This is a genomic window from Virgibacillus siamensis, assembly GCF_039522605.1.
Lineage (GTDB): Bacteria > Bacillota > Bacilli > Bacillales > Amphibacillaceae > Lentibacillus > Lentibacillus siamensis.
On sequence record NZ_BAAADS010000012.1, the window covers coordinates 261,396 to 274,540 of the forward strand.

The 13,145-nt window shown below is 41.3% G+C and carries 14 protein-coding genes; all 14 read left to right on the top strand.

Translation table 11 applies throughout. The annotated features are described in order from the left end of the window. The first annotated feature begins 70 nt into the window (after positions 1-70). The 14 genes from grpE (at position 71) to yqfD (ending at position 13,143) form a co-directional block, all read left to right on the top strand. Entirely contained in the window at positions 71-676 is a 606-nt protein-coding gene (gene grpE / locus ABD010_RS09440; RefSeq protein ID WP_343812381.1) for a nucleotide exchange factor GrpE, read from the top strand. A 29-nt stretch (positions 677-705) separates the two neighbouring features. Continuing rightward, positions 706-2,544 carry a molecular chaperone DnaK gene (dnaK, locus tag ABD010_RS09445; RefSeq protein ID WP_343812383.1) on the top strand — a complete coding sequence of 613 codons (1,839 nt, stop codon included), beginning with the start codon at positions 706-708 and terminating at the stop codon, positions 2,542-2,544. Between the two features lie 185 nt (positions 2,545-2,729). Continuing rightward, entirely contained in the window at positions 2,730-3,851 is a 1,122-nt protein-coding gene (gene dnaJ / locus ABD010_RS09450; protein WP_343812385.1) for a molecular chaperone DnaJ, read from the top strand. Positions 3,852-3,915: 64 nt separating this feature from the next. After that, complete coding sequence (gene prmA / locus ABD010_RS09455) at positions 3,916-4,854, top strand: 50S ribosomal protein L11 methyltransferase (protein WP_343812387.1); 939 nt, start codon at positions 3,916-3,918, stop codon at positions 4,852-4,854. A 10-nt stretch (positions 4,855-4,864) separates the two neighbouring features. Continuing rightward, positions 4,865-5,632, top strand: coding sequence for a 16S rRNA (uracil(1498)-N(3))-methyltransferase (locus ABD010_RS09460; RefSeq protein WP_343812617.1), 768 nt, complete (start codon positions 4,865-4,867; stop codon positions 5,630-5,632). Then, on the top strand, positions 5,632-6,984 hold the full coding sequence (gene mtaB / locus ABD010_RS09465; protein WP_343812619.1) for a tRNA (N(6)-L-threonylcarbamoyladenosine(37)-C(2))-methylthiotransferase MtaB: 1,353 nt from the start codon (positions 5,632-5,634) through the stop codon (positions 6,982-6,984). The genes ABD010_RS09460 and mtaB overlap by 1 nt, the downstream gene beginning before the upstream one ends. A gap of 92 nt (positions 6,985-7,076) precedes the next feature. Further along, a complete protein-coding gene (deoC, locus tag ABD010_RS09470) occupies positions 7,077-7,748 on the top strand; it encodes a deoxyribose-phosphate aldolase (RefSeq protein ID WP_343812389.1) in 672 nt (223 codons plus the stop codon). A gap of 112 nt (positions 7,749-7,860) precedes the next feature. Further along, complete coding sequence (gene rpsU, locus ABD010_RS09475) at positions 7,861-8,037, top strand: 30S ribosomal protein S21 (protein ID WP_343812391.1); 177 nt, start codon at positions 7,861-7,863, stop codon at positions 8,035-8,037. A 16-nt stretch (positions 8,038-8,053) separates the two neighbouring features. Then, on the top strand, positions 8,054-8,500 hold the full coding sequence (locus ABD010_RS09480; protein ID WP_343812393.1) for a GatB/YqeY domain-containing protein: 447 nt from the start codon (positions 8,054-8,056) through the stop codon (positions 8,498-8,500). A gap of 275 nt (positions 8,501-8,775) precedes the next feature. Further along, on the top strand, positions 8,776-10,059 hold the full coding sequence (locus ABD010_RS09485) for an NfeD family protein (protein WP_343812622.1): 1,284 nt from the start codon (positions 8,776-8,778) through the stop codon (positions 10,057-10,059). Beyond that, positions 10,059-11,048, top strand: coding sequence for a flotillin-like protein FloA (gene floA, locus ABD010_RS09490; protein ID WP_343812395.1), 990 nt, complete (start codon positions 10,059-10,061; stop codon positions 11,046-11,048). Before ABD010_RS09485 ends, floA begins: the two co-directional genes overlap by 1 nt. Before the next feature lie 27 nt (positions 11,049-11,075). Then, complete coding sequence (locus ABD010_RS09495; protein ID WP_343812396.1) at positions 11,076-11,537, top strand: hypothetical protein; 462 nt, start codon at positions 11,076-11,078, stop codon at positions 11,535-11,537. A 94-nt stretch (positions 11,538-11,631) separates the two neighbouring features. Continuing rightward, positions 11,632-11,913: a sporulation protein YqfC gene (yqfC, locus tag ABD010_RS09500; protein WP_343812398.1), complete on the top strand. Its 282-nt coding sequence runs from the start codon at positions 11,632-11,634 to the stop codon at positions 11,911-11,913. A gap of 27 nt (positions 11,914-11,940) precedes the next feature. Next, positions 11,941-13,143 (top strand): sporulation protein YqfD, encoded by a 1,203-nt coding sequence (yqfD, locus tag ABD010_RS09505; RefSeq protein WP_343812400.1) that lies wholly within the window; start codon positions 11,941-11,943, stop codon positions 13,141-13,143. The last annotated feature ends 2 nt before the right edge of the window (positions 13,144-13,145 follow it).

Here is a 13,145-nt window from a genome sequence, read left to right on the forward strand (position 1 = left end):
AAAATTAAAGGGTTATATTGTTAAAATATAGTCCATCATGAAATTGAGTTATGCAGGAGGTGGCTAAAGAATGGATGAAAACAAGGAAAAAACGGTTAACAGTAATGAGGCTGAAGAAATGGAAGCTCCAGAAACAGCTGAAACTGCTGAAGTAATTGATAATCCGGAACAGGGACAGGATGACCTGCAGCAACAGCTTGGATCGGATGAGAGTGAAATGGAGGATTTGAAAGCTGAAATCAGTAAGCTGAAACAGGATAAGGATGAGTTTTACCAGCGAATGCTGAGAACACAGGCTGAGTTTGAAAACTTTAAAAAACGTTCCCAAAAAGAAAAAGAAGCGGAGCGAAAATATAAAGCGGAGGCACTGGCAACTGAATTATTGCCGGCTATGGATAACTTTGAGCGGGCATTGCAGGTTGAGGTTACAGATGCTGCTGAGGGTTTCATTGATGGCATTTCAATGGTCTACCGGCAAATAAAGGATGCATTAAAGGCCAATGATATTGAGGAAATCGAATGTGTCGGTAAAGAATTTGATCCAAATCTTCATCATGCTGTCATGCAGCTGGAAGATGAGGAAATGGAATCGAATATTGTTGCAGAAGAGTTGCAAAAGGGCTATATGCTTAAAGATAAAGTGATTCGACCTGCAATGGTTAAAGTAAATAAGTAACAGAATAGCAGTTAAGGAGGAAATGTTTTATGAGTAAGATTATTGGTATTGACTTAGGTACAACAAATTCATGTGTATCCGTTATGGAAGGCGGGGAAGCTGTTGTAATCCCCACCCCGGAAGGTAATCGGACTACACCATCAGTTGTTGCATTCAAAAATGGTGAGCGTCAAGTAGGTGAAGTTGCGAAACGTCAAGCAATAACCAACCCGAACACCATCCAATCTATTAAACGTCATATGGGTACTGACTACAAGGTGAAGATTGAGGATAAAGAATATACACCTCAGGAAGTTTCTGCAATTATTCTGCAGCACATTAAATCATATGCAGAAGATTATCTAGGTGAAGAGGTTAATAAAGCCGTTATCACTGTTCCGGCATACTTTAATGATGCTGAGCGTCAGGCAACAAAGGACGCAGGGAAAATAGCGGGTCTTGAAGTAGAACGAATCATTAACGAGCCAACCGCAGCAGCGCTGGCATACGGAATTGACAAAGAAGACCAGGATCAGACTATTCTTGTTTATGACCTTGGTGGCGGTACATTTGACGTATCAATCCTGGATATCGGCGAAGGTACGTTTGAAGTTGTTTCGACTGCCGGTGACAACCGCCTTGGTGGTGACGATTTTGATGAAGTGATTATTGATCATATGGTGAAAGAGTTTAAAAAAGAGAATGGCATTGACCTTTCACAAGATAAAATGGCAACACAGCGATTGAAAGATGCAGCTGAAAAAGCGAAGAAAGAATTGTCAGGTGTGGCACAAACACAAATTTCATTACCATTTATTACGGCTGGGGAAGCTGGTCCAATGCATTTGGAAATGACGATGACTCGCGCGAAATTCGAGGAGCTTACGACAGAATTGGTTGAACGTACAATGGTTCCAACCAGAAAAGCATTAAAAGATGCTGATTTGTCATCCAATGACATTAACCGGGTACTTCTCGTTGGTGGCTCAACACGTATCCCTGCTGTACAGGAAGCAATTAAACGCGAAACCGGCAAAGAGCCATCCAAGGGCGTTAACCCTGATGAAGTTGTTGCACTTGGTGCTGCAATTCAGGGCGGTGTACTCCAGGGTGATGTAAAAGACGTTGTATTGCTTGATGTTACACCACTTTCCCTTGGTATTGAAACAATGGGAAGTGTTACAACAAAACTGATTGAACGAAATACTACAATTCCAACAAGCGAATCTCAAGTATTCTCAACAGCTGCTGATAATCAAACTGCAGTAGATATCCATGTGCTTCAAGGTGAACGCGAAATGGCGGCGGATAACAAAACATTAGGCCGTTTCCAATTAACGGATATACCGCCGGCACCAAGAGGGGTTCCACAAATTGAAGTTTCATTTGATATTGATGCAAATGGTATTGTAAGTGTTCGTGCAAAAGATAAAGGAACGAATAAAGAACAATCCATTACGATTAAATCTTCATCCGGTTTATCTGACGAAGAGGTAGAACAAATGGTAAAAGATGCTGAGGAAAATGCCGAGGCAGATCAGAAGCGCCGGGAAGAAGTAGAACTTCGCAATGAAGCAGATCAGCTTATCTTTACAACGGATAAAACGATTAAAGATCTCGGCGAGAATGTTTCCGAAGATGAAAAACAAACAGCTGAAGATGCCAAAGAAGAACTGAAAAAAGCTATTGAAGCTGACGATTTGGATCAGATTAAAGAGAAGAAAGATGCACTTCAGGAGCAGGTTCAGCAGCTTTCAGTGAAAATGTATGAGCAGATGCAGCAGGAACAACAGGCACAGCAGGGTTCTGAAGAGGCAGACTCAGGTTCTGCAGACGATGTAGAGGACGCTGATTATAAAGATGTTAACGACGAAGAAGACAAGAAATAAGGATAGCATCCATTAAAAAATAGTCAAAGTCAGGATTCTCTTGGCTTTGACTTTTTTTCTGAAGACTGATTTTCCAATACTTTCATGGAAAAATCAGCATAGAATACAGTGTTTGTTTGCTATTAAGCCGAATATAATGGTAAGATAAATTTTATGCAATAGTGTATCGGGAGAGTGATTTTTAAGTGAGTAAGCGCGACTATTATGAAGTACTTGGAGTCGAAAAAGGTGCTTCAAAAGATGAAATTAAAAAGGCCTATCGAAAGCTGGCCAGAAAATATCACCCGGATGTAAGCAAAGAGGAAAATGCATCCGATAAATTTAAAGAAGCAAAAGAAGCCTATGAAGTTCTAAGTAATGAGCAAAAACGTTCGCAGTACGATCAATTTGGCCATGCAGGTGCCCAAGGCCAAGGGTTCGGCGGATTTGGCGGCGGTGCACAGGACTTTGGTGGATTCGGCGATATTTTCGATATGTTCTTTGGCGGTGGGCGAAGACGTGATCCAAACGCACCGCAACAGGGTGCAGATTTGCAATATTCCATGACGCTTGATTTTGAGGAAGCAATCTTCGGTAAAGAAACAGATGTCAAAATACCAAAAGAGGAAAAATGCGATACGTGTGATGGATCAGGTGCCAAACCGGGTACAAAGGCAAATACTTGTTCGCATTGTGGCGGTTCGGGTCAGCTGAACATGGAGCAGAACACACCGTTCGGCAAAGTTGTTAACCGACGTGTATGTCATCACTGTAATGGCTCAGGTAAAATTATTCCTGAAAAATGCGGCACTTGCGGCGGAAGTGGAAAAGTGACCAAAAATAAAGAAATTCATATTTCCATCCCAGCAGGAATTGACGAGGGACATCAAATCAGAGTCTCCGGAAAAGGTGAAGCAGGCGTAAACGGAGGTCCTCCCGGCGATTTGTTCGTTGTAATTCAGGTACGGCCGCATGAATTTTTCCGGCGTGAAGGCGATCATATCCATTGCGAACTGCCAATAACGTTTGCACAGGCTGCACTTGGTGATGAAATGGAAGTACCGACCGTACATGGCAAAGTTATGCTGAAAGTACCAGCAGGAACGCAGACCGGCAAAACATTCCGCTTGAAAGGGAAAGGTGCACCAAATGTTCGTGGATACGGCCATGGGGACCAACATGTTCAGGTAAGAGTAATTACACCAAGCAAGCTGACTGATCACCAAAAGGAATTGATTCGCGAGTTTAATGAAATTGGCGGAAATGAAGCAACTGATGAACAAGGCGGTTCATTCTTTCAAAAGTTCAAAAATGCATTTAAGAACTAAACGGTGTTTTCTGAAACACCGTTTACATAAATGAGTCTATATTATCAGGAAATGAGTGAATTACATGAAATGGTCGGAAATATGCATTCATACAACAAATGAAGCTATTGAACCAATTTCTAACATTCTTCATGAAACAGGTGCCAGTGGAGTTGTGATCGAGGATCCAACAGATCTTACAAAGGAACATGAAAGTAAATTTGGCGAAGTGTATGAGCTGAATGAAGAAGAATATCCGGAAGAAGGCGTATATATTAAAGCATATTTGCCGGTTAACAGTTTCCTGGGTGAAACCGTTGATGAAATTAAACAGGCAGTCAATAACCTGATGCTGTATGATATTGATCTCGGCAGAAACCAGGTTACGCTTAGTGAAATCCGGGAAGAGGAATGGGCGACTGCATGGAAAAAATACTACAAGCCTGTTAAAATTTCAAAAAAGACTACTATTATTCCAACCTGGGAAGAATATGAACGTGTATCAAGTGACGAATTGATTATTGAGCTTGATCCGGGAATGGCATTTGGAACAGGAACACATCCGACAACCGTATTAAGCATTCAAGCAATCGAACAATATTTGCAGCCTGGTGATCTGGCGATTGATGTTGGTTGTGGTTCCGGTGTGCTCAGTATTGCATCAGCATTGCTTGGCGCAAGCGAAGTTTATGCTTATGACCTGGATGATATTGCAGTTAAAAGTACTTCGATTAACTCCAAGCTAAATAATACCGATAAGCAGATTCATGTCAGGCAGAATAATCTGCTGGACCATATTGATATGGAAGCAGATGTTATTGTGTCCAATATACTGGCAGAAATTATCGTCAGGTTTACTGACGATGCATGGAATAACCTGCGTACCGGTGGTGTTTTTATCACGTCAGGAATTATCCAGGCTAAGAAACAGCTGGTGTTGGATGACTTGGAGAAACACGGGTTCAGGATTTTGGAAGTAAATGAAATGGAAGATTGGGTGGCTATAGTTGCCAAGAAGATTTAGTTGAAAAGTGGTGCTGATATTGCAACGCTATTTTGTCCCTGAAGAGAACTGGCGGGAATCTATTGTTTTGATTCATGACGATGATGCACATCATATTCACCGTGTTATGCGTTGTCATGAAGGAGATCGGATTATATGCAATCATCCGGGTGGAAGCGCAGCAATATGCCGGATTATCTCTATCGGTCCAGCTGAAGTTCGCACAAGTATCGATGAGTGGCTGAGTGAATCTGCGGAATTGCCGGTTGATGTTACGATTGCCCAAGGGATTCCGAAGAGCGATAAATTTGAACTTGTGCTGCAGAAAGGCACAGAACTTGGTGCAAATGCTTTTATACCAGTTCAATCTGAGCGATCAGTTGCTTTATGGAATGACAAAAAAATGGAAAAGAAATTAAGCAGATTCCAGAAGATTGTTAAAGAAGCAAGTGAACAAAGTCATCGGAACAGGATACCTGATATTTTGCAGGTATTATCTGTGGAGAAGATGGCTGCATATTTGGACAAGTATGATGTTAAATTGTTTGCATATGAGGAAGAAGCAAAGAGTATGCCGGGTAAATCGCTTGGCAGTGTAATTAATAATCTGGAAAAAGGAAGTAATGTACTTGTCTATATCGGTCCGGAAGGCGGTATTTCTGAAAAAGAGGCGGCCGTCTTAACAGAACATTATTTTACGCCAATCAGACTGGGTCCCCGGATACTTAGAACAGAAACGGCCAGCTTATATGTATTGGCAAGCATTTCCTATCATTTAGAAGAATTGAGGTGTACATGATGACAACTGTTGCCTTCCATACGTTAGGATGTAAAGTGAATCATTATGAAACAGAGGGAATCTGGAATATGTTTAAGGATAACGGGTACGAACGTGTGGATTTCGACCGCCAGTCAGATGTTTATGTTATCAATACCTGTACGGTAACCAATACCGGTGATAAAAAAAGCAGGCAGGTCATCCGCAGAGCAATTCGTAAAAATCCTGACTCCATTATTTGTGTAACAGGCTGCTATGCACAAACATCGCCTGGTGAAATTATGGAAATTCCAGGTGTGGATATTATTGTTGGAACACAGAATAGAAAGAAAATGCTTGATTACATTGAAGAACACAAAAAGACCCGTGAACCGATTAATGGTGTATCCAACATTATGAAAAATCGTGTGTTTGAAGAGATGGATGTCCCTGAATTCACCGATCGGACAAGGGCTTCGTTAAAAATTCAGGAAGGCTGCAACAACTTTTGCACATTCTGTATTATTCCATGGTCACGTGGTCTGCTTCGATCAAGAGACCCTGAAAATGTGGTGAAACAAGCACAAAGCCTCGTTGATGCGGGGTATAAGGAAATTGTGCTTACAGGTATCCACACTGCCGGCTATGGAGAAGATATGAAAGATTATAATTTTGCAAAACTTCTCAGAGAATTGGAGACGAACGTTGAAGGTTTAAAACGGATTCGCATTTCATCGATTGAAGCCAGTCAGATTACGGATGAGGTAATTGAAGTGCTTGACAAGTCGGAAAAAATTGTGCGTCACCTGCACATTCCACTTCAGTCCGGTTCTGACTCTGTGCTCTCAAGAATGCGTAGAAAGTATTCCAGTGACTTTTATAAACAAAAGGTTAATAAAATCCGAAACGCACTTCCTGGATTGGCGATAACATCAGATGTCATTGTCGGTTTTCCGGGTGAAACGGAAGAAGAATTTACAGAAACCTGTAACTTCATAAAAGATATCGGCTATTCCGAGCTGCACGTATTTCCATTTTCGAGACGGACCGGAACGCCTGCTGCCAAAATGGATAACCAGGTAGATGATGATGTAAAAAATGAACGGGTTAGCCAAATGATAGAGCTTTCCGATCAGCTTGCCAAAGAATATGCTGCAACGTATGAGAATGAGGTGCTTGAGGTTATTCCGGAAGAGCATGCATCAGAAGGTGATCAAAACATGCTTGTTGGCTATACAGATAATTATTTGAAGGTACGATTTAACGGTTCACAGGATTTAATCGGAAAAATTGTCCGTGTGAAAATTACCAAGTCCGGTTATCCGTATAATGCAGGAACCTTTGTGCGTGTTATGGATAATGCGACAAACGCCAATATCGGAGCTGCACAATAATCCCGGATCGTTCCGGGATTTATTTTTGTGCAGTATCATGCTATGATGAAATTAGAGGTACGTACAACTTAAATGAAAGGAAGAACCCTTAAATGACTATGGATCTGGCAAAATATATTGATCATACCCAATTAAAACCTGATACGAAGAAGGAAAAGATTGAACAGATTATCACTGAAGCAAAAACACACGGATTCGCTTCTGTTTGTGTAAACCCGTATTGGGTTCCGTATTGCTACGAGAAATTACAGGAAACGGATGTAAAAGTATGTACAGTTATCGGATTTCCGCTGGGGGCTACCACTACTGCCGTAAAAGAATTTGAAACGAAGCAGGCTATTCGGGATGGAGCAACAGAAGTGGATATGGTTATCAATGTTGGTGAACTTAAGTCCGGGAATCAGGATGCTGTACTTGCTGATATTCAGACTGTCGTGGAAGCAGCCGGTAATGAAGCATTGACAAAAGTTATTATCGAAACTTCCCTACTGACTGATGATGAAAAAGTGCTTGCCTGTAAACTTGCCAAACAGGCCCGGGCAGATTTTGTTAAAACGTCCACCGGATTTTCCGGCGGCGGTGCGACAGTTGATGATGTTAAACTAATGCGCGAAACTGTCGGCTCTAACATGGGTGTGAAAGCATCGGGAGGCATTCGCTCTCTCGAGGATACAAAGGCAATGATTGATGCTGGTGCAACCAGAATCGGGGCCAGTGCCGGAGTGGACATTCTGGCTGGTAATAAAGGTAAAGCGGATTATTGATTCAAAATTATAAGTTGACCTGCATACGGGGTTATATTATAATTATCAATGACATGTAAAGTTCTGCATGTTTGTATACTTTGTTTTATGCTTCGGAGGGAGGGAAATTAGCATGTCAAATACAACTCGCGTTCGTAAAAACGAGAATCTCGAGGATGCTCTTCGCCGCTTCAAGCGCAGCGTTTCAAAAAGCGGTACACTTCAGGAATACCGTAAGCGTGAACACTATGAAAAGCCAAGTGTAAGACGCAAGAAGAAATCTGAAAATGCCAGAAAGCGCAGATATTAAAAGAAGGTGCAAGAGCATGACATTAATGGAACAGCTGAACCAAGACATGAAGCAGGCCATGAAAAGTAAGGATAAGGAAAAATTAACAGTTATCCGAATGGTCAAAGCTTCAGTGCAAAATGAATCGATTAAACTTGGTAACAAAGATCTTTCCGAAGATGAAGAATTGACAGTTCTGTCAAGAGAACTGAAACAAAGGAAGGATTCCCTCCAGGAATTTAAATCAGCTGGGCGAGATGATCTTGTTAAAAAACTTGAAACTGAAATCAATATTTTACAAGAATATATGCCTCAACAGCTTTCCGAAAGTGAGCTGGAGGCAATAGTTCAGACTACGATTCAGGAAGTGAATGCCACTTCCAAAAAAGATATGGGAAAAGTTATGAGTGCAGTCATGCCCAAGGTTAAAGGAATGGCTGATGGTTCACAGATTAACAAATTGGTTCAAAAGCATTTAAATTAATATTTTATTGGAAGCCCCGTCAATTTGGACGGGGCTTTTTAACGCGTATGGGTAAAACATCAACCACTAGGAAATAATTGAGTTCAATTATTTGTAAATCTGCTCCCCATTTTATTCCGAATGTGATACTATTTATGTAAGAATTGAAACCATTTTACTATTTTTCCGTATGTAAAATTGACACCATTAAAAGCGGGAGGGGGTGAGGGCGTTTGCATAAATTTTACAAATACATAATCATGCTTCTCATCGCTGCATCTTCCCTTTTTATCGCAATGTCTTCGATTCAGGCGAATGATGGTGGTAAGTCTGTTTATATTATACCGGTAAAAGATGAAGTGGAACGTGGACTCGAGTCATTCATTCAGCGGACAACTGACGAAGCGGTTAAGGACGGTGCAGATCATATCATATTTGAGATTGATACACCTGGTGGGCGTGTTGATGCTGCTGGCAACATTGCAGAAATCCTCCAGAACTTGGAAATTCCGACTACATCTTTTATTGTTAATCGTGCTTTGTCGGCGGGGTCCTATATCGCACTCAATACGGATACTATTTACATGGAACCGCAAGCAACAATGGGGGCAAGCGGGGTGATTAATCAGGATGGCACCGCTGCCGGCAAAAAAGCTCAGTCGGCGTGGATAGCAGCGATGAAAACCGCTGCGGAATCAACGGGTAAGGACCCGTTATATGCAGTAGCGATGGCTGATCCAAGTATTAATTTACCTGAATATGGTGCTGGTGAGGGAAAATACCTGACCCTCGGAGCGGAATCAGCTAAGGATGTAGGGTATTCTGCTGGTACTGTTCAGGATCGAAGTGAATTATTGACGGAACTGAACCTTTCCAATGCAACAGTCATTGAGAAAGAACCGACACTGTCTGAAAAAATTGCCCGATTTATAACGAACCCTGTTGTGGTGCCCATTCTTTTATCGCTTGCCAGCCTTGGGTTAATTATTGAAGTGTTTTCACCAGGGTTTGGTATTCCTGGTACAGTGGGTTTATTGTCATTAATCCTGTTCTTTTACGGGCACGTTGTTGCAGGACTTGCAGGTATGGAAGCGATTGTTTTACTGATTATTGGACTGATGCTGATTTTGGCTGAGTTTTTTGTCCCGGGTGGTATTGTCGGGATACTTGGGATTGGTGCAATCATTGCTTCATTAATTATGTCCGGACAGGATTTAGGGCATATGGCAATGAGTATAGGCATTGCTTTTATCGTTGCGTTAATTGCTATTGTTATCCTATTTAGGAATGTAGGGCTGGAAAAAGGTATTTTCCGTCATATTATTCTTAAAGACAGTACAATGACAGAACAGGGATATGTATCTGCGTCAAATCGGCTGGAACTGATTGGACTTCGGGGTCGAACAGCAACTCCCTTACGTCCTTCAGGAACTGCAGTCTTTGATGATGAGCGGATTGATGTTGTTACGGAAGGCAGTTTTATCGCCCAGAATCAGCCCGTTAAAGTTGTGAAAGTTGAAGGAGTTCGCGTAGTGGTGAGAGAGTTAATGAACAATGAAAATGAACAGGAGGAATCTTGATGGATATTCAACTTATGCCAATAATTATTATTGCAGTTATATTAATTGTTGTGGCGGTATTATTTACGTTTATCCCTGTGATGCTTTGGATCAGTGCTCTGGCAGCAGGGGTTAAGGTCGGTATTTTTACGTTGGTTGGGATGCGGCTGCGTAGAGTTATTCCTTCCAGGGTCATCAACCCGCTGATTAAAGCACATAAAGCCGGGCTGAGTGTAACGACAAACCAGCTTGAAAGTCATTATCTGGCTGGTGGTAATGTTGACAGAGTAGTCAATGCATTGATTGCTGCACAACGCGCAAACATTGAGTTGAGCTTCGAACGGACGGCGGCGATTGACCTTGCCGGGCGTGATGTACTTGAAGCCGTTCAAATGAGTGTAAATCCTAAAGTAATTGAAACCCCGTTTATTTCCGGTATCGCAATTGACGGGATTGAAGTAAAAGCAAAAGCGAGAATCACAGTTCGTGCTAACATTGATCGTCTAGTCGGTGGTGCTGGTGAAGAAACTGTAATCGCCCGTGTCGGTGAAGGAATTGTAAGTACAATTGGTAGTTCGGTAACACATGCGAAAGTATTGGAAAATCCGGACTCCATCTCCCAAAATGTTTTGTCGAGGGGACTTGATGCCGGCACTGCATTTGAAATTTTATCGATTGATATTGCAGATATTGATATAGGTAAAAACATTGGCGCTATTTTGCAAACAGATCAGGCCGAAGCGGATAAGAATATTGCTCAGGCCAAAGCTGAAGAGCGCCGTGCCATGGCTGTCGCACAAGAACAGGAAATGGCTGCAAAAGTTGAAGAAATGCGTGCTAAAGTGGTGGAAGCTGAAGCAGATGTACCACGTGCACTTGCAGAAGCGCTGCGTTCCGGAAATCTTGGTGTAATGGATTATATGAATTACAAAAACATTGATGCCGATACCGATATGCGTGACTCCATTGGAAAACTATCACAGGATGATGAGGAAGATAGCAATAAATAAGAACTGAATCTGGAAAGGAGCCTTGCAATGGAGCAATTTCTCCCTTTTCTTATACTTATCATCTTTGGGCTTGTTAGCGCCTTTTCGTCCAAATCAAAAGAAAAAAAAGCCATGAAATCGGAAAAAAAAATAGTTGATAAGCAAAACCCAGCTAATAATTCAACCGAAAAAAAGACTGCAGAAACAAGTGCGCAGCAGACATACGATACAGATTTTGGTGATAAGGAAGAACACCATGCCTTGCATAGGGAAAAAGAAAGGTCGCAGACACAAATTGAAATGGATAAACGTAAATATGAGAGTCTTATGTCTTCACAACGGCGTACGTTGGACAAAGGTCTTTCTGCTGAACAGAAACGGTTTAAGAAAAGAGTCAGGAGCAATCTGAATAAAAAAGGACTGGTCAATGGTGTTATCATGTCAGAGGTTCTAGGAAAGCCAAGGTCAATGAAACCATATAACAGTTCAATATCCGAAAAAAGAAAATAAATAAAGCGAACCACTTTCAAACATCCAGTTGCTGAAAGTGGTTCTTTTTTACGCTCTTAACCGCATAAATATGATGTGAGAGGGGGCCACAGCTATGAAAAAATTACAGCAGCGAATCGCTCCATTGCTGACAAAGTATTTGGACCTTCCATCGGATGTCATGCTGGAATTGCCGAGAATCACAACAATCGGACAAATTCATGTATACATAGAAAATCACAAAGGACTTGTTGTGTATTCCGATAACGAGCTGACAGTGAGGGCAAATAAAGGATTGATACAGATTACAGGAAAATCATTCGTATTAAAAACGATGCTGCCTGAAGAAATCCTGCTGGAAGGTACCATAACGGACATTAAATTCATTTCTGAATAAATGATACCAGGGGCAAAGGGTGAGAATATGAAACAAATGCAAGGTTCTTATTTAACGGGCTATGTCACCATTAGAATTAACGGGTTAAAACCGGAAAATTTTTTTCAGGCGTGTGCTGATAAAGGTGTTTTTGTCTGGAATATTCGAAAGGAATCGGATATAGTCTGTACTGGGAATATAAGGTTAAAAGATTTGAAAACCATCAAAAGGATTAAACGGACATCTGACTGTAAAATTAGTTTTGTTGGCAAAAAAGGACTGCCGTTTATTCTCAAGAAATTGACAATTCGGAAAGAAATTATTACTGCTTTTGTGATGAGTATACTGCTCATTTTCTTTCTGTCCAATATTATTTGGGAAGTTCGAATTACCGATGTTCCAACAGATTTGGAGGAGGAAATCAGTAAGCAGCTGGAGGAATATGGCATTCATCAGGGAGCATGGACGTTTTCGATTGCTGAATCGAGTGTGATTCAGCAAAAACTGATTCATGATATACCGGAGCTTCTATGGGTCGGCGTGCACAAGAAAGGGACAACCTTTGTTCTGGAAGGTGTCGAAAAAACAATCGTAGAAGAGGAAGAAAAGGAAGGACCGAGAAACCTTGTGGCCGCTAAAAAGGGTGTTATTCAGAAGATGTATGTATCCAAGGGTGTTCCGAAAGCTCAGGTGAACGATTACGTGGAGCCTGGTGATCTATTGGTCTCCGGCAAGCTGCGGTTTGATGAAAATAAAAAGGACAAGAAATACGAACTGGTCGAAGCTGAAGCTGATATTATCGCCAAAACCTGGTACGAGGTTTCGGTCACAGTTCCACTCGAAGCTAGTCATGAATTACTTACGGGTGAACGGAAAAGTAAATATTACCTTAAATTAAACGATTTTGAGTTACCTGTTTGGGGATTTGGTTCACCGGAATTTGATAATATTCATAAAGAACGAAATGTAAATGATTTATATTTTTTAAAATGGGAACTGCCGTTTAAAATGGTTGAAACTATTTTAAGCGAAAAGAAGTATAACAAAGTAAAGCGAAGTAAAGAAGAAGCAATTAAAATTGGAATCAAACAGGCAAAGAGAGAACTTCAGCTCCAGCTCGGAAATGACGCAAGGGTTGTCTCTGAAAATATTTTGCATGAAACCACTGAGAATGGTAAAGTTAAATTAATCTTATATATGACAGTAAAAGAAGATATTGTAAAGGAAGTACCAATACGTCAAGGAGATTGATT

Bases quoted from the DNA above. Each gene is read 5' to 3' on its own strand.
- mtaB (WP_343812619.1), top strand. From the start codon at position 5,632: ATGACAACTGTTGCCTTCCATACGTTAGGATGTAAAGTGAATCATTAT.
- rpsU (WP_343812391.1), top strand. From the start codon at position 7,861: ATGTCAAATACAACTCGCGTTCGTAAAAACGAGAATCTCGAGGATGCT.
- prmA (WP_343812387.1), top strand. From the start codon at position 3,916: ATGAAATGGTCGGAAATATGCATTCATACAACAAATGAAGCTATTGAA.
- grpE (WP_343812381.1), top strand. From the start codon at position 71: ATGGATGAAAACAAGGAAAAAACGGTTAACAGTAATGAGGCTGAAGAA.
- ABD010_RS09480 (WP_343812393.1), top strand. From the start codon at position 8,054: ATGACATTAATGGAACAGCTGAACCAAGACATGAAGCAGGCCATGAAA.
- dnaK (WP_343812383.1), top strand. From the start codon at position 706: ATGAGTAAGATTATTGGTATTGACTTAGGTACAACAAATTCATGTGTA.
- ABD010_RS09495 (WP_343812396.1), top strand. From the start codon at position 11,076: ATGGAGCAATTTCTCCCTTTTCTTATACTTATCATCTTTGGGCTTGTT.
- yqfD (WP_343812400.1), top strand. From the start codon at position 11,941: ATGAAACAAATGCAAGGTTCTTATTTAACGGGCTATGTCACCATTAGA.
- floA (WP_343812395.1), top strand. From the start codon at position 10,059: ATGGATATTCAACTTATGCCAATAATTATTATTGCAGTTATATTAATT.
- yqfC (WP_343812398.1), top strand. From the start codon at position 11,632: ATGAAAAAATTACAGCAGCGAATCGCTCCATTGCTGACAAAGTATTTG.
- ABD010_RS09485 (WP_343812622.1), top strand. From the start codon at position 8,776: ATGTCTTCGATTCAGGCGAATGATGGTGGTAAGTCTGTTTATATTATA.
- deoC (WP_343812389.1), top strand. From the start codon at position 7,077: ATGACTATGGATCTGGCAAAATATATTGATCATACCCAATTAAAACCT.